The 26,723-nt window shown below is 35.7% G+C and carries 28 protein-coding genes and 2 pseudogenes; 11 read left to right on the top strand and 19 right to left on the bottom strand.

What is annotated here, in order from left to right:
- Positions 1-297: 297 nt before the first annotated feature.
- Together dhaK and LJY09_RS08530 are read right to left on the bottom strand one after the other, a co-directional pair.
- Entirely contained in the window at positions 298-2,061 is a 1,764-nt protein-coding gene (gene dhaK, locus LJY09_RS08535) for a dihydroxyacetone kinase subunit DhaK (protein ID WP_098999928.1), read from the bottom strand.
- A 1-nt stretch (position 2,062) separates the two neighbouring features.
- Positions 2,063-3,196, bottom strand: a complete 1,134-nt coding sequence (locus LJY09_RS08530) for a glycerol dehydrogenase (protein WP_028413806.1) — start codon at positions 3,194-3,196, stop codon at positions 2,063-2,065.
- A 311-nt stretch (positions 3,197-3,507) separates the two neighbouring features.
- Between LJY09_RS08530 and LJY09_RS08525 the strand changes: the two genes are divergently transcribed.
- Positions 3,508-4,551 (top strand): PocR ligand-binding domain-containing protein, encoded by a 1,044-nt coding sequence (locus LJY09_RS08525; protein WP_028413807.1) that lies wholly within the window; start codon positions 3,508-3,510, stop codon positions 4,549-4,551.
- A 139-nt stretch (positions 4,552-4,690) separates the two neighbouring features.
- Here the strand turns inward: LJY09_RS08525 and LJY09_RS08520 are convergent, their stop codons facing one another.
- Together LJY09_RS08520 and LJY09_RS08515 are read right to left on the bottom strand one after the other, a co-directional pair.
- Positions 4,691-5,497: a carbon-nitrogen family hydrolase gene (locus tag LJY09_RS08520; protein ID WP_028413808.1), complete on the bottom strand. Its 807-nt coding sequence runs from the start codon at positions 5,495-5,497 to the stop codon at positions 4,691-4,693.
- An 11-nt stretch (positions 5,498-5,508) separates the two neighbouring features.
- Positions 5,509-6,168 (bottom strand): MBL fold metallo-hydrolase, encoded by a 660-nt coding sequence (locus LJY09_RS08515; RefSeq protein ID WP_028413809.1) that lies wholly within the window; start codon positions 6,166-6,168, stop codon positions 5,509-5,511.
- A 102-nt stretch (positions 6,169-6,270) separates the two neighbouring features.
- Between LJY09_RS08515 and LJY09_RS08510 the strand changes: the two genes are divergently transcribed.
- The 3 genes and pseudogenes from LJY09_RS08510 to LJY09_RS08500 all read left to right on the top strand — a co-directional run bounded on the left by LJY09_RS08510 (position 6,271) and on the right by LJY09_RS08500 (position 8,452).
- Entirely contained in the window at positions 6,271-6,648 is a 378-nt protein-coding gene (locus LJY09_RS08510; RefSeq protein ID WP_028413810.1) for a winged helix-turn-helix transcriptional regulator, read from the top strand.
- 262 nt (positions 6,649-6,910) lie between these two features.
- A pseudogene (locus LJY09_RS08505) lies at positions 6,911-7,840 on the top strand (DMT family transporter).
- 51 nt (positions 7,841-7,891) lie between these two features.
- Positions 7,892-8,452 (top strand): cysteine dioxygenase, encoded by a 561-nt coding sequence (locus LJY09_RS08500; RefSeq protein ID WP_048018678.1) that lies wholly within the window; start codon positions 7,892-7,894, stop codon positions 8,450-8,452.
- A 197-nt stretch (positions 8,453-8,649) separates the two neighbouring features.
- Here LJY09_RS08500 and LJY09_RS08495 read toward each other — a convergent pair whose 3' ends face one another.
- Entirely contained in the window at positions 8,650-9,084 is a 435-nt protein-coding gene (locus LJY09_RS08495) for an ArsI/CadI family heavy metal resistance metalloenzyme (RefSeq protein ID WP_033578632.1), read from the bottom strand.
- 50 nt (positions 9,085-9,134) lie between these two features.
- On the bottom strand, positions 9,135-9,464 hold the full coding sequence (locus LJY09_RS08490) for an ArsR/SmtB family transcription factor (RefSeq protein WP_033578631.1): 330 nt from the start codon (positions 9,462-9,464) through the stop codon (positions 9,135-9,137).
- 404 nt (positions 9,465-9,868) lie between these two features.
- Between LJY09_RS08490 and LJY09_RS08485 the strand changes: the two genes are divergently transcribed.
- From LJY09_RS08485 to arsC, 3 genes are read left to right on the top strand one after another with little or no spacing between them, the layout of a single operon-like run.
- Complete coding sequence (locus LJY09_RS08485; protein ID WP_155010254.1) at positions 9,869-10,216, top strand: ArsR/SmtB family transcription factor; 348 nt, start codon at positions 9,869-9,871, stop codon at positions 10,214-10,216.
- Between the two features lie 18 nt (positions 10,217-10,234).
- Positions 10,235-11,533, top strand: coding sequence for an arsenical efflux pump membrane protein ArsB (locus LJY09_RS08480; RefSeq protein WP_028413816.1), 1,299 nt, complete (start codon positions 10,235-10,237; stop codon positions 11,531-11,533).
- A 24-nt stretch (positions 11,534-11,557) separates the two neighbouring features.
- Complete coding sequence (gene arsC, locus LJY09_RS08475) at positions 11,558-11,980, top strand: arsenate reductase (thioredoxin) (RefSeq protein WP_154972798.1); 423 nt, start codon at positions 11,558-11,560, stop codon at positions 11,978-11,980.
- Here arsC and LJY09_RS08470 read toward each other — a convergent pair.
- A complete protein-coding gene (locus LJY09_RS08470; protein ID WP_228307662.1) occupies positions 11,953-12,369 on the bottom strand; it encodes a DUF1565 domain-containing protein in 417 nt (138 codons plus the stop codon). The genes arsC and LJY09_RS08470 overlap by 28 nt on opposite strands.
- 145 nt (positions 12,370-12,514) lie before the next feature.
- On the opposite strand from LJY09_RS08470, the gene speG reads away from it, so the two are divergent.
- Positions 12,515-13,039 carry a spermidine N1-acetyltransferase gene (gene speG / locus LJY09_RS08465; protein WP_028413819.1) on the top strand — a complete coding sequence of 175 codons (525 nt, stop codon included), beginning with the start codon at positions 12,515-12,517 and terminating at the stop codon, positions 13,037-13,039.
- Positions 13,040-13,311: 272 nt separating this feature from the next.
- Here the strand turns inward: speG and LJY09_RS08460 are convergent.
- The 5 genes and pseudogenes from LJY09_RS08460 to LJY09_RS08440 form a co-directional block, all read right to left on the bottom strand.
- Positions 13,312-13,494: pseudogene (locus LJY09_RS08460) on the bottom strand (stress protein); the annotation flags it as partial.
- A 25-nt stretch (positions 13,495-13,519) separates the two neighbouring features.
- The gene (locus LJY09_RS08455; protein ID WP_154972796.1) at positions 13,520-14,281 is read right to left on the bottom strand and encodes a class I SAM-dependent methyltransferase; all 762 of its coding nucleotides are present in this window, start codon (positions 14,279-14,281) and stop codon (positions 13,520-13,522) included.
- Between the two features lie 227 nt (positions 14,282-14,508).
- Positions 14,509-15,336, bottom strand: coding sequence for a mechanosensitive ion channel family protein (locus LJY09_RS08450; RefSeq protein ID WP_224980017.1), 828 nt, complete (start codon positions 15,334-15,336; stop codon positions 14,509-14,511).
- A gap of 167 nt (positions 15,337-15,503) precedes the next feature.
- Positions 15,504-16,532, bottom strand: a complete 1,029-nt coding sequence (locus tag LJY09_RS08445) for a serine hydrolase domain-containing protein (RefSeq protein ID WP_034264908.1) — start codon at positions 16,530-16,532, stop codon at positions 15,504-15,506.
- An 86-nt stretch (positions 16,533-16,618) separates the two neighbouring features.
- Complete coding sequence (locus tag LJY09_RS08440; protein ID WP_028413823.1) at positions 16,619-17,188, bottom strand: MarR family winged helix-turn-helix transcriptional regulator; 570 nt, start codon at positions 17,186-17,188, stop codon at positions 16,619-16,621.
- A gap of 243 nt (positions 17,189-17,431) precedes the next feature.
- Here LJY09_RS08440 and lgt point away from each other — a divergent pair, with 243 nt between their 5' ends.
- The 3 genes from lgt (at position 17,432) to LJY09_RS08425 (ending at position 20,973) form a co-directional block, all read left to right on the top strand.
- Positions 17,432-18,247, top strand: coding sequence for a prolipoprotein diacylglyceryl transferase (gene lgt, locus LJY09_RS08435; RefSeq protein ID WP_154972795.1), 816 nt, complete (start codon positions 17,432-17,434; stop codon positions 18,245-18,247).
- A gap of 245 nt (positions 18,248-18,492) precedes the next feature.
- Positions 18,493-19,539, top strand: coding sequence for a YeiH family protein (locus tag LJY09_RS08430; protein WP_154972794.1), 1,047 nt, complete (start codon positions 18,493-18,495; stop codon positions 19,537-19,539).
- A 474-nt stretch (positions 19,540-20,013) separates the two neighbouring features.
- On the top strand, positions 20,014-20,973 hold the full coding sequence (locus LJY09_RS08425) for an aldolase catalytic domain-containing protein (RefSeq protein WP_154972793.1): 960 nt from the start codon (positions 20,014-20,016) through the stop codon (positions 20,971-20,973).
- Between the two features lie 145 nt (positions 20,974-21,118).
- On the opposite strand, the gene LJY09_RS08420 is transcribed toward LJY09_RS08425, so the two are convergent.
- The 7 genes from LJY09_RS08420 to LJY09_RS08390 all read right to left on the bottom strand — a co-directional run bounded on the left by LJY09_RS08420 (position 21,119) and on the right by LJY09_RS08390 (position 26,613).
- Complete coding sequence (locus tag LJY09_RS08420; protein WP_033578620.1) at positions 21,119-21,454, bottom strand: L,D-transpeptidase; 336 nt, start codon at positions 21,452-21,454, stop codon at positions 21,119-21,121.
- Between the two features lie 75 nt (positions 21,455-21,529).
- Positions 21,530-22,792 (bottom strand): glycoside hydrolase family 18 protein, encoded by a 1,263-nt coding sequence (locus tag LJY09_RS08415; protein ID WP_098999934.1) that lies wholly within the window; start codon positions 22,790-22,792, stop codon positions 21,530-21,532.
- A 591-nt stretch (positions 22,793-23,383) separates the two neighbouring features.
- On the bottom strand, positions 23,384-23,815 hold the full coding sequence (locus LJY09_RS08410) for an ATP-binding protein (protein ID WP_042992195.1): 432 nt from the start codon (positions 23,813-23,815) through the stop codon (positions 23,384-23,386).
- A 117-nt stretch (positions 23,816-23,932) separates the two neighbouring features.
- On the bottom strand, positions 23,933-24,622 hold the full coding sequence (locus LJY09_RS08405) for a Na-translocating system protein MpsC family protein (protein ID WP_099330835.1): 690 nt from the start codon (positions 24,620-24,622) through the stop codon (positions 23,933-23,935).
- A 139-nt stretch (positions 24,623-24,761) separates the two neighbouring features.
- Complete coding sequence (locus LJY09_RS08400; protein WP_098999935.1) at positions 24,762-24,977, bottom strand: hypothetical protein; 216 nt, start codon at positions 24,975-24,977, stop codon at positions 24,762-24,764.
- Between the two features lie 177 nt (positions 24,978-25,154).
- A complete protein-coding gene (locus LJY09_RS08395; RefSeq protein WP_014460656.1) occupies positions 25,155-25,850 on the bottom strand; it encodes a Na-translocating system protein MpsC family protein in 696 nt (231 codons plus the stop codon).
- Between the two features lie 445 nt (positions 25,851-26,295).
- On the bottom strand, positions 26,296-26,613 hold the full coding sequence (locus LJY09_RS08390; protein ID WP_014460657.1) for a DUF3243 domain-containing protein: 318 nt from the start codon (positions 26,611-26,613) through the stop codon (positions 26,296-26,298).
- Between the last annotated feature and the right edge of the window lie 110 nt (positions 26,614-26,723).

Genomic DNA, 26,723 nt, shown 5'->3' with positions numbered 1-26,723 from the left:
AAATGAAGAAGCCTTTGCTCTTTTTATATCTTTCCCACTCTTTTTCTAGACGGTTAGTATGCTTTTGAATATCGCTAACATGTTTTAATTTAAGATTAAGGTTGCCTGATATAGATAGTCAGCAACAGTATACTTTTACGGGCTTTTTTTTGAGATAAGAAAACTATCATTTTCCAGTTTAAGTAAGTTGAAGCTCGTCCTTAGTGAACCATAAAAAATCCCCACTAAATATAGTGTAACCCTCACTCTCAAAGAGTAATTTCTTTACACTATACTTAGAGGAGATAATACCAAATTTTACTGTTTTTCTTGCATTACTTGAGCTACTTCAGTAAAAATTACACCTAAGCCATGTGCACCTGCGTCCGGATAACCAAGGCTTCTTTCTCCAACCGTACCAGCACGCCCCATACGTGCAACAATCTGTTCAGTTGATTTTGCTCCTTCAACAGCAGCTTCTGCTGCTTTGACAAGCGCATGTTTCAAGCTTTCACCTTCAGCAGCACTTGACGTTAACGTATCTGCATAAGGTACTAAGGCATCAATTAAAGTTTTATCTCCCACAACAGCTCCACGTCCAAAAGAACGTTCTCCTGTTGCTTGAATTCCTTTTACAGACGCTTGGATCATTTCAGCAAATTCTGTTAAAGTCAGTTCGGTTTTAGATTCAGTGTTCTTTCCAGCCGCACGAAATGCTGATCCCCAAATAGGCCCTGATGCCCCGCCACAGTGCTCCATGATAACAATGGAACATGCCTCTAGAAAGTTGCCAATATCATTTGATTTATTTTCTAGAATTTCGTGCCATTCAGCTTTCAATTGTTTGAATCCTTTAGCAACACTCATACCAAAGTCTCCGTCACCAGCATGGGAATCTAATTCACAAAACGGTATTTCATTTCTAATAATACATTCACTCATTTGGTCTACCATAAAAATAATATTATTCAACGTCAATCGATTTTCCGTTACTACGGAATATTCTTTGTTGGTTTGCACCTCATAAGACACTTTCGGGGCCTCTACGCTACCGATGATTTCATCATAAGTGACAGCTGGTACTTCACCTTTGATTTTTAACGCAGGAGTATCGCACTCTTCAGATAGGAGACTCTTTAAGTTTTCATCTAATTTCATAATCGAAATAGAAGCACCGGCCATATCAATGGCTGTCATATAGTTTCCGACAAACGTTCTTGCAATCGTTACTTTTCTACGTGACAATTCACGAATGACAGAATGATTTAATAAATACAGTTCTTGAAGAGGTGTGCTTCCAAATCCATTAATTAGGACAGCCACTTCTCCTTTTCCATCTTCTATCCCTATTTCTTTTAATAATGCCGTTACCATGCGCTCTGCAAGTTCGTCTGCTGAAATAATTTTTTCACGACGGATACCAGGTTCTCCATGAATGCCAACACCAAATTCCATCTCATCTTCTGCAATCTCAAAAGTAGGAGTTCCTTTAGCGGGAACTGTACAAGAAGTTAATCCAATACCAATGCTTTTAACATTTGCAATAGCGCTTTCTGCTGCCTCTTTCACTTTTGATAGATCATATCCTCGTTCTGCTGCAGCACCTGCTATTTTATGGACAAGAACAGTACCAGCCACTCCACGTCTTCCAACTGTATATAAACTGTCCTGTACAGCGATATCATCATCTACTTTTACATAATCCACTTGAATTCCATCTTCTTCAGCTAGATAAGCAGCATTCTTGAAATTCATCATGTCACCACTGTAGTTCTTAATCACGAGTAAAGTTCCCTTATCGCTAGCAGTTTCTTTAATGGCTTGATAAATCTGTATTTGAGAAGGTGAGGCAAATACATCACCACAAACTGCTGCATCTAACATACCCTTCCCAACATACCCAGCATGAGCAGGTTCATGTCCACTGCCGCCCCCGCTAATTATGCTTACTTTATTTTTATTAATTTGCTCTTTTTTAATGACTTTATATTTTTCAATTAAATTCAGTTCCGGATGTGCTAGAACCATTCCTTTACACATCTCAATTACGACATTTTCTGGTTTATTAATAATTTTTTTCATCTTATATTAACCTCTTCTTATAATCATTTCCAATTTGATCTGCTGCAAGGATAGCTGCAGCTACTGACTCTGGAGTAACAGGGAATGGCATAGAATAAATAGATTCCTCTGGAATACAAGCTTTGTTAGCTACTTCCATTAACTCTTCTTGTGTAATTTGTTCTACTCCAATATCAGCAAGACAAACTGGGAGTCCTACTGCTAAACAGAAATCTAACACTTCTTCTATTTCCTCAGTTGGCGCATTTTCCAATACCAATTGTGCTAATGTACCAAAAGCTACTTTTTCACCGTGGAAGTAGTGGTGCGCACTTTCTAAAAGAGTAAGCCCATCATGAATGGCATGTGCTCCAGCTAATCCACCACTTTCGAATCCTAATCCTGATAATAAGATATTGGCTTCAATAATGTTTTCTAAGGCCGGAGTAACAACATTATGATCGCTTGCTGCTTTTGCTTTAACCCCGTCCTCTAATAGAGTGTTGTAGCAATGTTCTGCTAAAACTAGCGCTGCATTTGTACCTTTTGCTGGTGCACATACGTCCTCACGCACTCCACAAGGTAATCCAGCATTTACATTAGAGAAAGAACGTGCTGTTGCTCTTGCTTCGAAATAAGTGGATAACGCATCCCCCATACCAGATACTAAGAATCTAGTAGGTGCATTAGCAATGACTGTTGTATCAATTAATACAACACTTGGGCTTTGCTTAAAGTATGCGTAATCATCAAAAGCACCCTCTGGTGTGTAGATAACTGCGGAATGACTTGTAGGTGCATCCGTAGCAGCAATTGTTGGGACGATAATTAATCCCTCTCCCTCTGCTACACATTTTGCTGTATCAATTGCCTTACCACCACCTAAACCAATTGTACAATCACAGTTGTTTTCTTTTGCTATTTCCTGCAATCTAGAAATTTCTGGTCTTGAGCACTCGCCATTGAATCCGCCTTCAAAAAATGTAATACCATATTTTTCTGCTGTTGCATCTAATTTGCCTTGTACACGTTTAATATCTTCAGGATGTGCTATTAAAAGTGCAGAGGTACCAAATGTTTTCACAAAATAACCTAAATTTAAAATTTCATCTTCACCTTGAATGTATTTTGAAGGACTAATAAATGCTTTTCTCATAAATAAAACCTCCTAATTAACTTTGTAATCCCTTACAATCGGAATTTTACTATCTTTTGTGTAAGATTACATTAGTTTTAAATGACGAGTTTTTACAACTTTTTATCGTATTTTTTTGCTCTCTTCATTTAATATGGTATTATTATGACATTATTTCAGGTAAAAATACTACTAAGTTCACGTTGAAAAGAGGTTACCTTTATCGCTGAACACTCTTTTATTTTACGAACTCAGGAATAAAATAAAGGTATTCTCAAATAGGTAATCCAAACTACCATATGGGAAGTAGAAGCAAGGGAGATAAAACATCATTGAAAACTACTTACATGAATTTAGATAAAATACTAGATTTAAAGAAATGGCGAAACCTTCAAGATTCGCTTGCGCTTGTTACAAAATTAGCGATTGTCACGGTTAACTATAAAGGAGTGCCCATTTCTCAACACAGTGGTGTACGTCCATTTTGTGAGACTATGCGTAAAAATCCTAATACGGCAAAACTTTGTGAAAAGTGCGATGCGCGAGGGGGACTAGAGGCAGTTAGAACCAATGCTCCGTATATCTATTTATGCCACTGGAATATTGTGGATATTGCCATTCCCATTATAATTGATGATAAATATGTAGGCGCCATCATGGCGGGAGAAGTGAAAATTGAGGATGGTGACAAACATCCTCCCTTGGAACAAATGCTTACTGTTCCATCGAAGGGATTTGAACAGAAGTTAAATAATAATGAGGAAATACAGCGTCTATATGATTCTATTCCTACTCTATCCTATACAGAAATTAACGAAGCTGCTCAAATGTTATATAGGCTTTGTAACTACATTGTAGAGGAAGCTATGAATAAAAACTTGATTTTAGAAGTATATGAAAAGATGGCTCCAGTAAAAGAGGACCTTTCTACTGAAGATATTTCTTACGGTTATTCTCTAGATAATATTCAAAATATAAAAAAGGAACTAGCCAACACAGTTACTAATGCTTACGTAAAAACGTCTATTAACGATCACTTAGTATGTAAAAACAAAGTATTACAGCCAGCCTTTGACTACATTTATAAACATAAAAGAGAAAAAATTTCTCAACAAAAGATGGCTGATTTATGTCACATTAGCACAGGTTATTTCAGCCGTGTATTTACCAAAGAAACGGGTATGAATTTTTCTGTTTTTATTTCGCTCAAAAAAATAGAGTGGTCCAAACAATTATTAGAAAAAACGGATTTGTCTATTGCACAGATTAGTGATGAATTAGGTTTTAATGACCCTGGATATTACATCAAGACATTTAAAAAATATGAAAATATAACTCCTAACGTCTATCGGAAATATTATCAAGAAAAGATGTAAAGTTTTCATTCCTGACGTAAGAAACATATAACTTTTCCATACTGATACTAGTATTCTGAAAAAGGGTGCTTTTCAGTATGGAAAAGCAATGAGACACAGTCATGTGCTGGCCTTTACGCTATAAATAATATATAAATCTCTATTCCGCATGCTTATAAACATTGGGTCTCAGGCCTTCAAATATTGGGATGTTTTTTTGTTGTTCTGTAACTTTCTGTATATGAATTTCTGCTGTTATGATTTCTTCTTTGTCTCTCCCCTCTTTTATAATGTTTCCATTTGGATCGATGACCATTGAATGTCCAGCGTATGTGTTGCCGGCATGATTTTTATGATTCACATTCCCCACGCTGTTACATGCAATGACGTATACACCATTTTCTATAGCTCTTGCTCTCAATAGTGTTTTCCAATGGTCTATATTTTTAGTAGTCCATTGTGCAACGTAGAATACAATTTTTGCACCTTGAGACGCTGGATAGCGTGTGATTTCTGGAAAACGTAAATCGTAACATATAATTTGACTAGTTTTGATACCGTTAATTTTGAATACTTCCGGTACTTCATCTCCACCTGTTAAATAATGATGTTCATCTAACATCGGCACGAGATGTATCTTATCTTTTTGGTAGAGTAGCTCCCCTGTTTTTGATACCGAAAAGGCCGTATTATAAATGTTTTCATTCCTTTTATTTGAGACTGAACCTGCAATGATATTCACCTGATGCTTGGTTGCTAAACTTTGTATAAAAGGAAAAGTGCTCTTTAAATTAATATCTGCTTTTTGTGCTACATTTTTTAAATCATAACCAGTGTTCCACATTTCAGGTATCACAACAATCTCCGTATCTATATCCAGCTTTTCTGCAAATAAGGATACAATACGGTTTTCGTTTTGCTTAACTTCTCCTTCTATAATCTCCATTTGAAATAATTGTACTTTCATGTTTTTCCCTCTTATTCATAGATAAATTTATAGACAGAATATAAATCATTATTATATTTGACATCTTCACCATGTGAAGATGAAATTATAGACGGTTTAATTTCATCTATAATTCGTCCACTATTAATGTTTTCGTTCATATCAACTGTGAACTTTCGAATCGGTGGATGTAAGGATTCGGTATTAGAAAAGAATAAGTCTCCAGTTAGCAGCACATTGTCATCTTTATGATGGTATATGACATGTCCCGGGGTATGACCGGGTGTTAGATATACGTCTACGGGTAACGTTTTAATGATATTGTCACTTAAACTTTCAACTTGATGTTCTACGCCTGTTGTTTCTTTTTCTGCCTTATTTGGATACGGTTTTTCGCCATTGATAAAAGGCGTTTCAATTTCGTGTGCGTAAATAGGAATATTTAAATGATCTTTTAAATACTTGGCACCATTAATGTGATCCAAATGGCCATGTGTCAGCAAGATACTCTTGGGAATACCTAAAGATTTTGCTGCATTCAACTGCGCATATGCATAGTCTTCCATTCCGGTATCGATGAGATAAACATCCTCACCATCCACTACGTACCATGTATTGATCTTAACTCGGATACCAACGACGGTTTCATAAGTGAGTCTATAAACATGTTCAGAGATTTGAACAAATTCCAATTCATACACCTTCTTCTGATTTATTTGATATTATAAGTGTAATCAGAAAAAATAGGAGTAACAAGAAGGCACAAATTTGTTACTCCCCATTGAGGTGAGGAAATGTCAGAATTTAAAAGCGATCAATACGGCCCTTGTACGTTAACTGTAAAGCAAGCCTGTCCAATTGAATTAGCGATGCACATTATAGGCGGTAAATGGAAAGGCATTATTTTGTCTTTGTTATCAAAGTCACCTATGTATTATAATGCAATGCGCCGTGAAATACCGGGTATTACTCAGCGCATCCTTACACTCCAGCTTCGCGATATGGAAAAAGACGGATTAATAGAAAGAGAAGAAACAAACGATAACCCTAAAAGAGTTTTATATTATTTAACAGAGCTTGGAGAAAGTTTTATCCCAATACTTAAATCTTTAGAGAAATGGGGCAATGCTTATATAAGCAAGCAGGAAGAAGGAATAAAAGAGTCTCAATAATTAAGGAGAGTTGGCATTTTTATTTTTGGTAACAGACTCTTTAGAATTTAGCCTATACATGGCTATAAACTCCCAAATTTAGTTTTCTATACATAAACATCTATAGCTATTTTAATGAAGATTAAGAAATAGTGATAACGATACAAATACTAAAGTTTCTACTATTTTTTTTAGAATGGCATGATTTTTTTCATTTTCCTTTCGAAAAGGCATATGTTAGTTAATAAAAGATACCTTTATTGTTGAAAGGAAAATTGATCCTATGATTGCGTCAAAGGTTAAATTTGCTGCCTCGTTCTATGCAATAATGTCTATTAGTTTTTGGGGAATTTCCTTTGTCTCTACCAAAGCTGTTTTAGATAAACTAGATCCATACACACTCCTTGTTCTTCGTTTTGGAATTGGGGCACTTTTTTTATTGGTATTATTAGTGCTAAAGAGATATCCATTAAACATTCCGCTCAAGTATATTCCTCATTTGATTGTGTTAGGTATCCTTGGAGTATTCATTCATCAAGTTATTCAGGCAACAGCACTGCTCACAATAAATGCTTCTGCAGCAGGGTGGATTATTTCGTTTTCTCCTGTATTTACGGTCATTCTCTCCGTATTTTTTTTGCATGAAAAGATGACGTTATTAAAAGCATCAGGGATTATTGTAGCTATTATTGGCGTTCTACTGGTGACCACTTCTAGCAATCAGCATTCACTTCAGCTTCCGGTTAATATCGGTTACCTGTTAATGATTTTAAGTACATTAAACTGGGCAATCTATTCTGTCCTATTAAAAAAGCTGGATATCCAACTTCCCTCTCTTGTTGTTACGTTTTATATGTGTTTAATAGGGTTTACTCTAACAACTCCTTTTCTCGTAAGAAATAAAGGATGGGAGATCATGCCTTTTTTAACGAGCGTGGAGTGGGCTCATTTATTATTTCTCGGTGTATTCGTTTCAGGTGTTGCCTATTGGTACTGAGCAAAGGCATTAGAGGTTTTAGAGGCGTCCCAGGTATCTGTGTTCCTTTATTTAGAACCAGTAGCGACATTGATAACAGCTGTTTTACTGTTACGGGAAAAGATTATTCCCGTCAGTATATTAGGAGGAGTCATAATTATAGTGGGAGTAATTGTAGCTAATGGAAGACTACTAACTTTTTTAAGGTATTTGCAGTGGAGAAACAAAAAATTGTAGCTATGCAGAAAACCCAAAAATTTGTGCTGCTCATAAGGAGGTAATGCGTGTATGAGCTTAATTGAACAGGTAAAGCATATTTTAGATAACTTGGACTCCCCTACCAAATTGGAACTGAGAGAAGCACTTTTGGCTTTAGATATAAACTTTAATGATTTAAAACCACTATTGCAGTCAGCAAAAGACAAGCCATACTATAGAAAGCTTCTCTATCAAAATGACGAAGTGGAATTACTTGTTATGAATTGGTCAGCAATAGAGTGTGCTCCTCACGATCACGGTCATTCGCATGGATGGATTCAAGTAGTAAATGGTACAACTATAAATACGGTTTACGAAGTTAAAGAAAACCAAATGCCAGAAGAGCTGTTTTCTCAGCATCAGGGAAAAGGTAAGCTTTTTTTTGCTCCCAAGAAAGGTGTGCACAAGATGAAGAGTGCTGAAGGCGCGGGTCTAGTTACTCTTCATCTCTACTCTCCCCCAATCAAGGAGATGATGGTTTATGATTTCAAAACATGCGCTGCTTGCATTGTATCCGATGATTGTGGAGCGTGGTGGCCAGATCATCTTCGTCAAAAGGTAAGAGAGATTCAATTAAAGAAGAAAGAATGATATTTGTTGACCCTTGGAATATTTCTCATACAGAAACAAAATAACTGTTTAGTCGAGTTAAAGGACGTACATCACGAGATTTTCTCGCTTAGAGTTACTGTCTTAACAAGAAAACTCCGCTAAACATAATCGATTTTATGTTAAATAAAAAAGACAGAAAGAGTCTACTTCTTCCTGTCTTTTTAGTCAATTAAGCATCAGCAACATGAGTTGCTTGCAGGTGACTTTTCATTCACTCCAACGCTATCCTCAGTCTTATGAACCTCACTATCAGATTTCGTATAAAAAAACTCCCACTCGTTCCCGTCAGGATCTGTTACCCAAAACTTATCTTGCACAGCATAGCAGCAGGTCGTATCTATTTCTTCACGAGCAAAGAACCCCTCTTTTTCTAGTCGTGATTTATGAGAATGAATCTCCTCAGGAGTTTCTACTTGGAAGCCGAAATGATTCACTTGATTACCTTTTACATCGTCACGTACGTTCAAGGTGAAATTTAATCCGGGTTCATCTAACAAGAATTTAGCATAATCTATTTTCGTTTTCACAGGTTGAACGCCAAATACCTTTTGATAAAACTTAATGGACGCCTCTAGATTCGTTACATTAATTCCTACATGAACATATTTCATTTACACTTCCTCCTTCGCATGCTAAATAATATTATTTGGAATGTAGTAAATTAAGAGCATGGGCCGCTTTTACTTGTATCTTTTCTAAACAAGCAGCATAGTTCTTCTGATAAGAGGTGGTTCACCTCTTTATCATTTAAATCATAATAACTCCATGTCCCTTTTGTTTCTTTTGTGATGAGGTTTGCTTCTAATAAAATCTTTAAGTGGTAGGAAAGTTTAGATTGAGACATCCCAAAGAATTCAGTTAGATCACATACGCATGTCTGTCCTCGCTGGCAGAGCTCATACATAATTTCTAATCTCTTTTGATCAGCAAGAGCTTTAAATTTTTGTTCGTACTGTTTAAATGGGTGCTTTCCTTCCTTGACTGTTTCCATTGTCATTCTCCTTCATCAATTTTTTTTGATTTAAAGTTCGAAGCTCTCGGCAGCTTTTTTAAAGTTACTGTATGTAGTTTCCCCTCTTAACGTAGGATCTTGATGAAAAAAACGCTGAAAGATTAGACTTTGTGCTTCCTTATAGTTCATCCCTTGAGTGTTCATAACTAAATGAAAATAGGCTCGAAAGTACGTAACCGATAAGTTTCCAGAGTTGTTGACTCTCACTGCTTTTCCCCTCACTTTTATAAATCAATTTTTTTTGATGTATTCATCATATCTGGAAAATTTAGATAAATCAAGACATTAATCAAATTTTTTTGTTTAATAGTAGTGTATATTTTTGTTGAATGTATAATAAAATACTTATATAATTATATTTGGAAATAAGGAGGTGAGTTGGATTGGATGTAAAAGTACAAATAGAAATGGAGAAAGCAGCACAGATACTGAAGCTGCTTGGCGATAAGACAAGATTATCTATGATGAAACTGCTCCAAAATAACGAGTGCTGTGTTTGTGAGCTAGTTGAAATTTATAAAGCAAGTCAACCGGCTATTAGCCAACACTTGCGTAAATTAAGAGATATCGAACTTGTAAAGGAAAGACGAAAAGGACATTGGATTTTCTATTCATTAAATAAAGAAACCGGCTATTATCAGTTTGTCCTTAATATACTTGAATCTTTACCAAGCGAAGATGGACGATTAAAAGAACTAGAAAAGCAAGGATTACGCATTAGTTGTTGCTAATAGTAGGAGGTTTGTAAAGTGGTATCAGTTATAGTAGCCTCCCTCATCTTCTTAGTGACATTGATTTTTGTCATTTGGCAGCCAAAGAACTTGTCTATTGGTTGGTCAGCGTGTGGAGGCGCAGTAATAGCTCTTTTAGCAGGTGTGGTTGATTTCCATGACGTGCTGGATGTAACTCAAATTGTATGGAACGCAACGTTAACGTTTATTGCAGTTATTATTATTTCTTTAATTTTAGATGAAATTGGATTTTTTGAGTGGGCAGCGTTACATATGGCACGAGCTGCAGGAGGTAATGGCGTTCGCATGTTTGTATATGTATCCCTCCTAGGAGCTGTAGTAGCCGCATTATTCGCTAATGATGGGGCAGCCTTAATTCTAACACCTATCGTACTTGCTATGGTGCGAGCACTTAAATTTGAAGATAAAATGGTCTTTCCTTTTATTATCGCCAGTGGATTCATTGCGGATACAACATCATTACCTCTTGTGGTAAGTAACTTGGTCAATATTGTATCAGCGGACTTCTTTGGGATTCGCTTTTCTGAATTTGCCTCACGCATGATTGTGCCAGATTTATTTTCACTTTTGGCAAGTATTGCTGTCTTGTATTTGTATTTTCGCAAAAGCATCCCTAAGAAATACAATCTAGATGATTTACAGAAACCGGTTGAGGCCATCAAAGATGAGAAAATGTTTCGTTTATCAGGAATTGTTTTATTCATTTTAGTTCTGGGTTACTTTATTGGTGAGTTTTTCGATATTCCCGTTTCTATTATTGCAGGAATTATCGCCATTTTATTCTTAGGAATAGCAAGAAAAAGCCCAGCTGTTCACACGAAAAAAGTGTTAGCAGGAGCTCCATGGGCAATTGTTTTCTTTTCGATTGGTATGTATGTTGTTGTGTATGGATTACGCAATGTGGGGCTAACTGAAGTACTAGCAAGCCTTATTCAAACAACCGCTGATCAAGGATTATTTGCAGCAACCATTGGTATGGGATTTATTGCAGCCATTCTCTCATCGATTATGAACAACATGCCAACCGTGATGATTGATGCTTTGGCCATTGATGCAACTTCTGCAACAGGTACGATTAAAGAAGCTCTGATTTATGCAAATGTCATTGGTTCGGATCTAGGACCAAAGATTACACCTATTGGCTCTCTAGCGACGCTCTTATGGCTTCATGTTCTCTCCACAAAAGGAGTTAAGATTTCTTGGGGAACTTACTTTAAAACAGGTATTATCTTAACCATCCCAACATTGTTTATTACGCTTGTTGGTTTATATATTTGGTTATTATTTATTTCATAACACATCATAAAGGAGATTTTACACATGTCTAAAAAAACACTTTATTTCTTATGTACAGGTAACTCTTGCCGTAGCCAAATGGCTGAAGGATGGGCAAAAAAATATCTAAATAACGATGAATGGGATGTACGCAGTGCAGGATTAGAAGCTCATGGATTAAATCCTAACGCTGTAAAAGCAATGAAAGAAGCTGGTGTTGATATTTCAAACCAAACATCTGATATTATTGATCCTGAAATTTTAAATAATGCGGATTTGGTGGTTACATTATGTGGCCATGCAGCTGATCATTGCCCCGTAACACCTCCTCATGTGAAGCGTGAACACTGGGGATTTGATGATCCTGCAAAAGCAGAAGGAACAGATGAAGAGAAATGGGCGTTCTTTCAGCGTGTCCGTGATGAAATTGGTGAGCGTATTCAGTGTTTTGCCGAAACAGGTAAATAATTAATCAAGAAGCAGTCTATTTGTGTAGACTGCTTTATTTTTTCTCCACTAATAAGGGGCTTTTCACTTTTATAGTTCCTGAAAATAATAGGCTCTTGTTTAGTACCTGAACGGCTAATAATTAATTGTTCGTAATAAATACCACCTCTGATGTAAACCGTAGTTCCGGGTTGAGCTGCTTCACTTGCCTTCCTTAATGTTCTAAAAGGTTTGCTTTTAGTACCTAAGTTTTTGTCATCCCCTGTAGGAGAAACGTAGATCTCATGATGTATAGGTTCTACTGAAGGCTGATTAGCTGCCTCAACCCTTTGGTTTATACAACACAGTAAAATAAGAAAAATACCAACTGCTTTTTTTATAAGATACTCCTTAAAGTTAATGAGTTTCACTTACAAGATGTTTAAATTATACTATGGCTCTTTTAATAAGTATGTAAAACATCGCACTATGTCTTGTTATTTTTTAAAACTACAGCAACTTTTACATTTAAAACGGAAAGTGCTAAAGTAATGCTAGAATATGGAGGTTTGAGAAATGAATAAGGAACTTAAGTTACGACCTTTGGAAAGAGAAGATTTAAAATTTGTCCATGAACTCAATAATGATGCAAATATTATGTCTTATTGGTTTGAAGAGCCTTATGAAGCTTTTGTAGAGCTACAGGACTTATATGATAAACATATTCACGATCAAGGTGAGCGTCGGTTCATACTAGAAAAGGACGGGGATATGCTTGGATTAGTGGAATTGGTCGAAATTGATTATATTCATCGTAGAGCAGAGTTTCAAATTATCATTGACCCTACATATCAAGGTCATGGTTACGCCATGGTTGCCACAAATCTAGCAATGAATTATGCCTTTTCGGTATTGAATATGCATAAACTTTACTTAATTGTAGACAAGGAAAACGAAAAAGCAATTCATATCTATAAGAAGGTCGGTTTTTCTATTGAAGGTGAGTTAAAAGATGAATTTTTTGTCGATGGAAGCTATCATAACGCTATAAGAATGTGTATGTTTCAAAAAGAATATTTACAAACCAAAAGTAAAAACTAAGGTTGAATTAGTATAAGCTTCCTGCTCACTAAAAGAGAAGAAAGAATGAGATTGGGCTTCTGTTAATGCAAAGAGAAAAACTCCTGTTCAGACGCAACAGGAGTTTTTCTCTTTTTAAGCTGTAGATGATATACAAATTTCTATTCTGCATGCTTATAAACATCCGGTCTCAGGCTTTCAAATATTGAGAAGAGCCTTTACCATAACGGTAAAGGCTCTTCATACGATCTTCCCTAATGGGAATCTTGTATTATCTTCATCTCTATTTTTAATTAAGGTCTATGAAAATTGACTGTTTTTTCATCATCTCCTGTGCGTTCAAACCAGCCTCTGAAGGCCCAGTTATCATAACCTCCGTCACCTTCATTAATAAATGTTCCTTCTTCAAATATCCAGACTCCATACGTAATACCATCATAATCTACGGTATCGCCTAATTGGAAAAAGTTGAGGTAGCTCATTCAATATGATAGTCAACTATTATTTAATAGATTTAGTCGCAATATAACAAGGCATATATTCAGTGATTTCTCCCTTGTGGTGATGATCTTCATAAAGATCTTGTAAGGTGAATCCAGCTTTTAGCTGTCCGCCAATTTGAGTTTCTAATGAATGGCTAAACTGTACACCGCCATTTTTTATAAGTTCTTCATCATTTTCTACGGTGTTTTTAGTTCCATCATAAGGTAATTTATTAACCACTTGTAATGCATTCTCATCTTCTCCAAATAAATAAAGAGCAGGATTTGCAAAGCCAGATAGCAGAACGCCACCTTTTTTTAGAACTCTAAAACATTCTTGCCAAACGTGTTCAACATCTTGAATATAGCAGTTTGATACAGGGTTAAAAATCATATCGAACGTCTCATCTTCAAATGGAAATGTCTTACTCATATCCCCTTTAACTAAGTCAATAGAATAGCCTTCTCTAGTGGACACCATTTTTTCTAATTCTAATTGCTTATCAGAGTAGTCAAAAACCGTAACTTCCGCATGTTGCGCTGCAAAGACTGGGCACTGCTGTCCTCCTCCGCTAGCAAGTCCCAATATTTTTGCTTTTTTAAATGGAATAAACCAGTTATGCGGAACAGGCTTACAAGGTGTCAAGTAGATATCAAAATTACCTTGAGTTGCATCTGCAAAATCTTGATGATTAATAGCTAATGACCATTCTCCTCCAGCTGAAGCCCATTCATCCCACATTTCGGAGTTGATTTTTGTATAATTAGATTTTTGCGCCATAGTTAATCCCCCTTTACCTTTTTACGTTCCATGTTTAATTTTACCATGTCACTAGAAGAATAGTTTAGATGTACTAATTAATTTGTTCTTTTTCAGATAATTAATCTGTACTGGAGAAGTACTTAATAGATATTTTTAAAAATAAAAAACACCCTTTTGAAAAATCAAAAGGGTGTTTGTATCTTAAATATAAAAGCTTGTATATAAACAAGGTACGAGTTTTATTTTTAATGGCTTGTCTCGAAGCTTTCAGCCATCATAAGGTCATTTTTGTAGGCAGCCATTGCGAGTTCATATCGCACCTTTTGGCTTGCTTCTACAAAATCAGCTTCCTTCACAAGGCCTGATAATGAATATTGGTGACCTTTAAAACCTACGTTCAGTTCAGTAATTTGATTGAATTGAAAGCTCTCTATAGGAATTCCATCCACATCTTTCAACAAATATTGACCATATTTGTTGTTACATATTTGTGCTACCTGCTCCATTACTTTGAAGGCATCGTCCGGGTTTTGCCTATAGTTGAGAATAAGACTTTCATTTACCCGGCGTCTTCCTCGGGTTCCGTTCTGAAGTTCCGTGATATTGCTATATGAGACGGTATAGAGGTAGCCGTCATATTGACGAATCTTTAAGTAGCGCATCGTAATTTCTTCTATTTTCCCTTGACGGTTTCCGTTGAGAATAACATAATCTCCGTGGTGGATCTGGCGTTCAAACAAGTAAGTCAGTCCCATTATATAATCACGGATGATATGCTGGAGGATTATTGCCAGGGCACTGGCTAACACTACCGAACTAGTGAGAATCTTTCCGAAGTCAAAGAAATGGCTAAGCACATAAATAAAGAAAAAAGCCAGCCCCAATACTCTTGTGACCTGATTAGAAAAGTGCATGAGCGTCTCTTCTCTTTTTTCATCTAAAAAGCTCGTTTTATCAAAGAAAAGCTTAATGAATTTGCGAATAAAATAAACGATAAGTACAATCAGCAGCCCTACCGTTAAAACCTTTACGGGAAACTGCTGGAAAAATTCAGTGAAAACCAACTTACCCACTCCTTATTTCTAACACTATACCAAAAAAATGTACGGAAAGACAAAAATCTTCTGTTCCTTACAAACCTTAATGATAATAGCACGGTTTCCTCAAAAAAAGAAGCATATTCTATGCTTCTTGAAGGTCGGTCATATTCGGCGACAGTCTTTCAAATTGTCTTCCATCCTTATATATCTTTTGAATTTTGGAGGCTTTCTAATAAAGACATTCCTATATGTTCATCCTTATTTCTACTTAGTCTATAATTAGCTAAAACGACGGAAGCAACTTTCTTTTCTTTATCAATCCCTAAAAATGAGCTGAAGCATCCTGTTCCACCTCCGTGCAATATCACATTATTGTTTTTCTTTAAAAGCAACCATCCAAGACCCATATCAAACTTCTTTGTTCCATTGGCGTATTTTTTATGACAAAAAGACAGATATGGTTTATCTTCATCCATATTTATTTTTGCGTATTTAAGTAAATCATCAGCGGTTGAGGATACTGCGCCCGCAGGTGATATAAAATTCCCCTTGTCCCACTGCCAGTTGCCACAATCATTATTTTTGCGGTCATAGCCATGTAGATTATTGTTTGAAGCGCCTAAACAAGTATCCTTTAGTCCAAGCTCATTAAGAAGAAAGTCATTCATAGTATCCCAATACCCCTTGCCCGATATCATTCCCAACACGTATCCAATAAGGGATATACCGAAATTGGAATACTTCCATGAATAATCTACTTCTTTTAATTTACTTTTTTCGATCAGCATCTTCATTTTGTTAAAATCCATATGTAACGGATTATTTTTATTCAAATCACTTCCGCCAAAAATCAAATTAAAAATTATTTTAAAATATTCCCGTTTATTTAAAGGTAAGCTTCCTGAATATCCAGAAGAGTGAGTAGCGAGGCGGAGCAATGTAGGATAATACGTGTCTTCCTTAAGTTCTTTTATGTACTTTCGTATAGAATCGTTTAGTGTCAACTTGTTTTCAGATATGTATTTTGATAGCAGCGATATAGTGAAAGTCTTAGTAATAGAACCAATTTCATAATGATATTTTTTGGATGAGTCAATTTCACCGCTTTCATTATAAATTTTGATAACATATTGGTTGTCCGTTAAATAGCCAACGGTTAATTTCAAATTCTTTTTTCCTCTACAGGTCTTGTTAATTAATCGTACTGTTTCATCACTGATTTCAAACATAATGAGTGCTCTCCCTTATCCTTTATTTCGAAAATCATTAAAAGGATCGATATGCTTCAAAGTAAAGTAGCCTATCAAATTTATTTTTATAAGTTCTTTTTTATATTATCAATTGCTTGAACTCTTCGACTTTCAAGCTCCCTTATCACTCTCAACTGTAATTCATTGTGATCTTCATCCATTTTGATGTTGCCTTCTTCTTCAAATCCATCATGTTCTTCCCCGTCAAAGCTATAAAGTTTCTTTAAAAGCTTCCACATTATTTCCAACTCTTCGGTTGAAAACTTTTTAAAAAGGTCTTCCAAAAAGAAAATTCCTTTTTCTGAAACAACAAGCAGCGCCTCTTTTCCCTCTTTTGTGATTTTCACGTTAACTGCACGTTTATCTTTACTGCTAGGAACCACGTCAACATACCCCTTCTTTTCCATAATGGTAATTAACTGCTTGACGCTTTGTTTTGTGGTTCCTAATTTTCTAGCAATATTATTTAACGTTGTTTCATCTTCAGGTAAATGAGCAATTGCCACCATCGCCATATGCTGTCTTGATGTTAAGAGCTCAAGAGACTGATCTCCTTTCACCTGGACTTTATTTGCCAGAGAAAATAAGGTAGCGTAAGTTTGCTGCATTAAAAAAAGATCTTTATAAATATCCATATTAACCCTCCATTTTAGACAATATATTGTCTAAAATAATAGTATATTTTGGTAATTAAGTCAATGTACTGTTTATTTTAATTTTGACTATTCTGTTACACTAAAGCAGGCAAAGAAATAGTGGCCTTTCGTAAGCAAAAGTTGTCCTTTCTATATCTAATTAGATATACTAAAAAGGCACTCTAATTTAATATCACTCTAAAAAAATGTAAGAAAACCGATACGAAGTAAAGGAGAAAAAACATGAACCAACACACACAACCTTTAAACCCTATCGCCTTCCACCTTGGTCCACTTGAGGTCCATTGGTATGGAATTATTATAGGGATAGGAGCTTTTTTAGGCTTTTTGTTAGCCTCGAAAGAAGGAAAGAAACGAGGTATCTCTTCAGAAACCATCTCTGATTTACTTCTGCTAGCACTACCCATTGCTATCGTTACTGCTCGAATTTACTACGTACTTTTTGAATGGAGTTACTATAAAGACCACCCAGGCGAAATTATAGCAATTTGGCATGGAGGCATAGCTATTCACGGTGGAATTATTGGATCTGTATTAACAGCTATATGGTTTTGCAGAAAAAAGAATCTTTCTTTTTGGAAAATGGCTGATGTTTTAGCTCCTAGCTTATTATTAGGCCAAGCTATTGGCCGGTGGGGAAACTTTATGAATCAAGAAGCACATGGCGGACCTGTTACACGTCAGTTTTTAGAAACTTTACATTTACCTGATTTTATTATTAATCAAATGTATATCAATGGAACTTATTATCATCCTACATTCCTTTATGAATCCCTTTGGAACATAATAGGTGTTCTTGTCTTGATCGTCCTAAGAAAATCTTTGTTAAAAAGAGGCGAAGTCTTTCTTACTTACCTACTATGGTATTCGATAGGACGATTTTTTATAGAGGGATTGCGTACAGATAGCTTAATGCTAACTTCTCATATCAGAATAGCTCAGCTCGTTTCTTTCTTTTGCGTGCTAGGCAGTTTGATCCTGCTATGGTATAGACGTAAAAAAGGCTTAGCAACTAGTAAGACTGTATCTCTCTCATAAGCACATATATTTTTGTATGAATGATTTTTTAAAGAATTAAAGGATAAAAACATACAAAAGGAGCAAATTGATTTTCAGTAACTCTGAAGATCAACTTGCTCTTTTTTTGTTTCATTTATTAATATTTTTAATCTTAATAATGATTTATCTATATTTTACTAATGATAAAGTGTCTTTTATAGTTAAATCATACACTTCTTATGTGAAGCCGCGCTTGATAAGAACTCATATTGGAGATGAAATGTATGATAAATATAAATAAAGCCCAAAAGCGGACTCTATTCTCACGAACAAATGCCCAGACGTCATCTAATGTTTCTTTATGGGCCGGAGGAATTGCTTTTACTTTTCTTTTTGCTTTACTTGCTTATGGATTAGCGAAAGTCCCGGGATTCAATCATATTGGTCCACTAGCCTGTTCAATTATAATGGCAGTCATTTATCGTCAAATTTGGGGATACCCTGAAAAAATAAGATCTGGAATTGAATTTTCTTCTAAAAAGCTGTTACGTTATGCGATTGTTTTATATGGACTAAAGCTTAATATTGATGTTGTTATTCATCAAGGGCTAGGACTGCTACTTCGCGATGTGGGAACGGCTGTATTTGCGATTGTTTTAACAATTCTTCTAGCCAAATGGATGAAGGCTGATCGTGGTTTATCTCTTCTTTTAGGAATTGGAACAGGAATATGCGGTGCGGCAGCTATTGCAGCTGTTTCTCCGATTGTAAAAGCAAAAGAAGAAGATACAGCTATCGGAGCTGGTGTTATCGCTTTAGTGGGAACTCTATTTGCGATTGGATATACCATTTTAAGACCCTATATACATTTAACGAATATTCAATATGGAATTTGGTCAGGCGTTGGTCTCCATGAAATTGTCCATGTAGCTCTAGCTGCAGCACCGGCTGGACGCGACGCCCTAGCTATTGGCCTGTTGGCTAAGTTAGGCAGAGTGCTTTTACTTGTGCCATTAAGCTTTATCTTAATGTACTGGATGAAGCGAACAGGAAAAATGGAAAAGGATACGAAGATTGAATTTCCTTGGTTTTTAATAGGTTTTATCATCATGAGTATTTTTGGAAGTTATGTCGTTGGTAAGCACCTTATCATACCTAAAACGATCATGAATGATATTTCAACTCTAACCACGTTTCTTTTAACAATGGCTATGGTCGGCTTAGGGTTAAATGTAAGTATGAAGGCTCTTCGAACAAAAGCATTAAAGCCGTTGATTGCGATGTTTATTACCTCTATACTCTTATCATTTCTTACGTTTTGGACGATGTAAAGACCAGTAAATTAAAATGATTAAGTAACAGCTAATACTTCGTATACAACTGTTAATGTGAAAAAGTCTTTTATTTCTCAGGTTTTAAATATCTTTCCAAATTTATGGATTAATTATAGAGAAATCTAAACCTATACTAGATACTAATGGCAGTTCCTCTCCTTAATAAACGGTTTCAATTAAAAAACACCCTTTATTGCAGTAAGTAGTGATGTAATAAAGGGTGTGTTTGTATATACTAGGGGTTGTAGTGCTGAACTTGGTGTTGTTTTAAGAGCATTAAGCGGATAAAAATTCGAAGCATCTCCTACCATGAAATACAGTAAAGCAGAGAAACATTTAGAAAATACATTGACGCCTCTGAATCAGTCATGGTATAAACACAATAGGAGAGTTTAGCACTTAAAAGCATAAAAGCGATAAAGTTTAAAACAATATTTATATAAATAGAATACATAGGAGGAAACAAATACCATGGGACATAATAGCAAAATTATAGACTGTACCATTCGTGACGGAGGTTTAATTAATAATTGGGATTTTAGCGTTGAATTTGTGCAAGACTTATATAACGGCCTAAGCGCAGCCGGCGTTGAATATATGGAGATCGGTTATAAAAATTCACCTAAGCTTCTTCAAACAACTGAGCCCAACCCATGGAGATTTCTTGACGATAACTTTCTCAAAGAAATTATCCCTGAGAAAAAGTTCACGAAGCTATCTGCTTTAGTAGATATCGGGCGTGTAGATCCAAATGACATCTTGCCGCGTGAGCAAAGTATGTTAGATATGATTCGAGTGGCATGCTATATTCGCGAAGTAGATAAAGGCTTAGAGCTTATAAAAATGTTCCACGATTTAGGCTATGAGACTTCACTTAACATTATGGCACTATCTAGCGTACCGGAAAATCAGCTTATTGAAGCATTTGAAATGGTAAAGAAAAGCCCCGTAGATGTTGTGTATATTGTTGACTCCTTTGGAAGCCTAGACCCTGCCGATATCGAGCATCAAGTGAAAAAGTTCCAAGCCATGATTCCTAGCAAGCAGCTTGGGATCCATACGCATAACAACATGCAACTAGCTTTTGCTAATACATTAACTGCGATGCGTAATGGCGTTACATTCCTTGATTCATCTGTTTATGGTATGGGCCGTGCAGCTGGTAACTGTAACACAGAGCTGCTTGTTAGCTACATACCAAAACCAAGCTATGAGATGAAGCCGATTCTTGGCGTAATTGAAAAGCATATGCTTGAAATGCGTCAAAAGTGGGAATGGGGCTATATCATTCCTTACATGATTTCTGGTGTGCTGAATGAACATCCACGTGTTGCTATGGCTTACCGTGATAGCGAGGATCGTGACAAATTCGTAGATTTTTATGACAAAGTAACGTCTCCAGAAGTTACTACGTCTCCAGCATCAAAATAAGTTAAAATACTAAAAGTACCTCTGTTAACCGGGGTGCTTTTTTGTATTACATAAAAAACCATGATTGTATAGCATATCCTTAAACTTTGATACCCTCGATCTCGACAATTAGCTAAATGTAAACAGTCGTGCTCTTCTTAAACTATTATTTATGTATATAAACCGGCGTTCCAATGGGAACTGCAGAGGAAAGTTCTAGAATATCTTCATTATCCATTCGGACACATCCATGTGACATATCTCTGCCAATAGAAGCTGGATCATTAGTCCCGTGTATTCCATATGTAGGCTTTGACAGTCCCATCCATAAGGGGCCAAATACAGCTGGAGGGGTCGTATCTTTATTAATGATTTTAAATTTCCCAATTGGAGTTGGAGTAATCATTTTCCCTACAGCAATAGGATATGTCTTTACTAATTTAGCTCCATCATATAGTTTTAATTGATGCTGCTTTATTGAGACATCTATCCTTTTTGCCATAGAAGAACCCCCCCACCCTCTTATAATTTACTATACATAAAATTTTCTAGATTAATCCATAATGACTGCTGCTATTTATACTGTTCTAATAGTAAAGAATTTCTTTAAAAGCCAAGGTCCTGGCGTAAACCCAAGCGTTAATTGCCAAGCACCTATTGCTTGCAAGCCGAATTGACGAACTAACACCATTTTTTCACTCATGCTTCTTACATCTTCAAACCATACTTCATGCATCTGCCCCGCTTGATCTTTATACCGAAAAAATGGAGATTTGTACTCCTTTGAATATTGAATGGGAGACTGATATCTCATCGCTGTTTTAATCGCATTTTGATTGGATATAGCGGGTGCTACCGTGCCGGGCTTGTAAGGAATTGACCAATTGTATCCATACAAAGGAACGCCAATGATGAGTTTTCTTCGCGGAACACTTTTTATCGCAAATTCTACTGTTCTTTTTACTTCAGTAATAGGTGCAACAGGCCCCGGATCGCTGCCTGCATGATGCCAGTCATATGCCATAATGAACATATAGTTAACAACGGCCCCTATTCCCCCGTAATCATATCCTTTTAACCAAGGGATATCTTCGCTCGTCTTGGCTGGAACCGCTATGGTCAGCACGTACCCTGCAGGTTTTAAACGTTCACCCAGCTGACGTAAAAATCCTGTAAAAAGATCTCTATCCTCGGCCTTTACACGTTCAAAATCAATATTCACCCCGCCGTATCCTTTTCTAGATACTAAATAAAAAATATTATTAACAAGATTGTTTCTGGCCTGAGGATTATTTAAAACTTGATGGGCAAGATCAGAACTAAATCCTTCAGAAGTTAGATTAGTAATCGTAACTAACGGTGTAACTCGGTTTTTCCAAGTCGTTTCAATCGCTACTAAATCGTTTAAATTATTTATAATATCTCCATTGCTGCCAAAATGATATTCAAAGATAGAAATGGAAGAGGAATACGTTGCAAAATCACTGATTAACTCGCGATCTGCTTCTGGGTTTCGAACGGCATAATATTCTAGTGTCCCTGCAATATAGTCTGATATGTTAGGAATGTTTATTTTCATTCCGACTTGCAAGTAGTTATACGAGACTGAAGGATTGGCCCTTTTCAATTGCTCCAAGGACACGTACGCTTTTTTAGCAATACCTTTCATCGTATCACCAGGTTGAACTGTGTATACATATAGGGCTATGAGCAAGGCTTGACCTGGAACAATATTTGCTTCTTCTAACCCATTCACGCTCCTAAGCTGTGCAACGGAATAACCATATCTTCTGCTTATTGAAGATAACGTATCACCAGGCTGAACTATATGAACAAACATGTTTTCTCCTCCTATGTACTCTTTATCTATTTACGTTTTATTCCGCACCAAGTTTAAAAAAGCCATTCAATAAATGTATATGAGTATTGTTTGTTTATATAACTGAGTTAAGTAAGGGATAACCTCTTTACACACTCTCACTCTATTGCGTCCCTAATACGGGTAGAAATGTTCCAGAGATGATCTCAAAATCTATGTATCATAAATGTATGTTTTTGGTGTACTTGAAACAGGCTGTTTTTTGTCAGATAGGATTATATTAAGAAATAAAAAGAGCAAGCTCTCTATCATGAGAGCTTGCTCCTTCCATTTAACGATTAAATGGAATTGCTCATAATTTCCCACACCTTTTTCTCATGTTTTTAAGCCTCTTGTGATTACTGCAGAGAAAAATTTTTGTCCTACGGCTAAGAGTTAATAGAGGAGAAGCACATGCTGAGGGCACCAACTCAAGCATGTGAAATATCTTAACCGTACCCTAGAGCAGGATCATCAGGGGATGATATTTTTAGAAGCTATCTCCTATTTAATAAAGGAGTTTTTTGTAAAGAGGAAGTCAGTTCTTTCTTAACCTTTTACCTTGTGTTTCTTTTATTTATTTCTTTTTTTCCATTTTATAACCTCGATGTTAACGCCATGATCTTCTTGAGATGATATGGTGAATTCGTCCATTAATTTTTTTACCCCTGATAAACCAACGCCTAATCCCCCTGACGTTGTATAGCCACTTTCTAGCGCTTGTTGAATATTTTTAATGCCTGGTCCTTTATCTATAGCTATTATTTTGAGTCCTATTTCAAGTTGATTCTCTATTATTTCCATTATAATTTTCCCCGTAGTGGCATATTTATATATATTTCTGGACAATTCTGAAATAGCCGTAATAATTCGGGCCTGATCGAGTGCGCTGAAGCCTAAGCAATTAGAGAACATTCGTCCTTTCTGACGGGCTTCTACTATATCCACTTCCGTGTGTATCTCAACAGTTAAAGGTTCCTTTCCTTTATCCGATTGAAATAGCATAATTATCACCACTTTCTTTATTTTAATAGTAGTAAAAAAACAATAGGCCAAAAAGAAAGGTTAGATAACCTTTCTTTTTGGCCTACATCTAGTTCAGTGCCTAGCTTATCAGTGCCGTTATGAAGTTGGGTTTAAAATCAGAAGAATTGTACTTTTATCTTTATGAAAATCCCATGCGACCAGTATATCTGTTACCTTTGAATCTAAAATCACTTCTAATGATTGACTATGCTCATGGAGTAGCCTTTTTTCGAGATTTCTTTTAGCCAATGTAAGGTTTTCTTCAAACCCTAATTGGACTAATTCTTTCTCTATATTTACCATAATACCTTCCCTAATTATAAGGAGTGTTCGCTGATCTAATAAATAAGAAGAAACATCTTGAGGGAGTTTTTCTGCTTTTTGAGTCACTTCCTCAACTTCTTTATGCAGCAATTTCTGATTTTTATAGGAATGGTTGACTATGTTATGTTTATCAGAATGGATCATGATAAACATGCCAGACTGCAGCTCTAAATTCCAATCATAATAAAATTCTTCAATATCTAAATGTATATTTAATTGGATATATCCTTTTATCTCTTCAATTAAAGTCTCCATCAACAAATCACGTGTTTTTTGAACATAGATAACTTGTCCCTTGTCTAGCAAAGCCTTTTCTAAAGGTAATAAAAAGGCTTTAAAATAAACGGTTATAAAAGGAGGAGAAATGACGGTGAATACACCTCCAGGACCTCTTCCAAAATTTTCACGAAGTAACCTTCCCATATAACTACTTAATTCTTTTTCCAGTTTCGTTTTATCCATAGATGGTGCACCTAGTTTCTAGTTTCATAAGGTATACTATTCGTGATGTTTTATGAAAACTCCTTCTTCATCATAAGATCATTTTAGGTAATAAGAATTCACTTTCTATAAAATGTAAACTAGTCATACTAGTACATTTTTAATAGATTGGTTTCTGTTTACCTTTGTATTTTCTATGTTTAAAGATTCTTCTTTTATTTGAAATTCCAATTTTACTTCCGTAGATAATGGTACTTAAAAGTATTATATCCTTGCTAATTTCTTCTTTGTAAAATTCATTGTCATACTTTTTGTAATCCTGCAACAATCGACGAAGCTCTTTTATAAACAATACAATCTCATGATTATCAGCCATACCGACCAAATCCTTTCTGTTGGCACATCCTATTTTCAGATGCTATTTTAGGGGATTATTCCGTTACAAAAGGACTTACTCTTTTGAAACAACAAAAATAAGCCGAAAAAGAAAAGGTATGAGCTTTTCTTCCTCGGCTTATGTTTGGCACAATGTGTCCAATTCATTACTGCCTCATTAATTTTTTGGTTTTAAGATAAGAGTAATAATGCTATTATCCTTTTCAAAATCCCAATCCACAAAAATATCAAGAATGTCTGCATTTAATATCTCATCATAGTCATCGTTTTGTCGTAAGATTCCTTTTTCCAAAGGGCGTTTAGAGATGCGTAAGGTGTCATCAAAACCCAACGAAATTAGCTGCTTTTCAATAGCCACCAGTATTCCTTCTCTTACGATGACCAATGTACGATCACTTAATTTATACGAAGAGATTTTCTCAGGCCCTTTTTGTGCAATTTCACTCATCTTTATAATCCGATCATGAATTGCTTGTTTTCCTGGGTAAGGGTCACCCTCAGTCAAATCGGCTTTCAAATCGTCCAGACAAACTCCCACAAAAATTCCGGAGTGATGATCTAAATTCCAATCATAATATAAGTGCTGGATGTCAAGGTCTGTAATCCCTTTAATTTGACCAGTGATTTGAGGTTCAAGAGTCTTTACCAAAAGCTCTCTTGTAGTCATAACCTGAAGTTCTTCATTCTGGTTTAACAGTACTTGTTCCATCGGCGATACAAAGCCACTGACATAAATAACAACATAAGGTTCATAAATCGTAACATGAACAGCCTCGGGGCCTTTTCCAAAGTTATCTCGTAACAATTTGCCCAAGTTATTCGCCAATTTTGTTTGCTGAGCCTTAATATCCATATTTCTTCATCCTTTATTAAGAAAGAAGCATCATATCTTCTTTCCATCATTTTATTGTACCATTACGAACGAATAATTTAAATATGCAGAATAAATAAAAAATAATTTGTTACTTCATGTTTAACCGAATTATAAACGTTCAAAACCTCTTCTTTCTATTGCTTGGTACGTATTTTGAATGTCACCGAAAAATACGAATCCGTTGGATTCGTACTGATGTTTTCAATGAAGTGAGTTATAGCATGTAGTCAAATTATTGTTGGGGAAATATAGCTTTATCTTTTAATTGATGCATCGCAGGGACATATTAAAAAATAAACAGAGGTGCAGCATGAAAGAGAAAAAAAAGCCACTTATTTTACGCAAGTGGCTCTTTGCTATGTGGATTGAATTCACTTGAACCTCTAATAAATAATGGGAAAACGTAATCTATAATCGATTTAGATTATTCTTTGACTAATTTAACAAGCATATGAGCAAGATGATGTTGTTCTTCCTCGTTTCCAACTTTCCATAACTCATGTAACAAGTATTGCTCTTCATTTTGTGGCTCCTCATGGGTTGCGAGATAGTCAGCTATTTTTTTAGCTGCTAGAGCTAGTTGATTATCATTTAACCCTAGTTTCTCACCTTTTGTGACTTTATCCCCTAAGTAACTTTTAAATTCGTTAAAACTGGAAAGGATGTTGTCTTTCTTCTCTTGACTCATTTCATTTAGTTTATCCTCTACTTTATTCTCAACGGTTTCAGTATTATTGTTCATTTTTCATTCTCCTTCCAATTAGGTATCAATGTTCTTATATGGTAAATCCCCCATTTACAGGTATATAAACATTTCGCAGCCTATTCATATATTAAGTAGAATAATAGTAA

The organism is Priestia sp. J2, assembly GCF_020790095.1.
Lineage (GTDB): Bacteria > Bacillota > Bacilli > Bacillales > Bacillaceae_H > Priestia > Priestia zanthoxyli.
The sequence above is the reverse complement of the archived record's forward strand: the minus strand, read 5'-3'. Positions and strand labels throughout refer to the sequence as shown.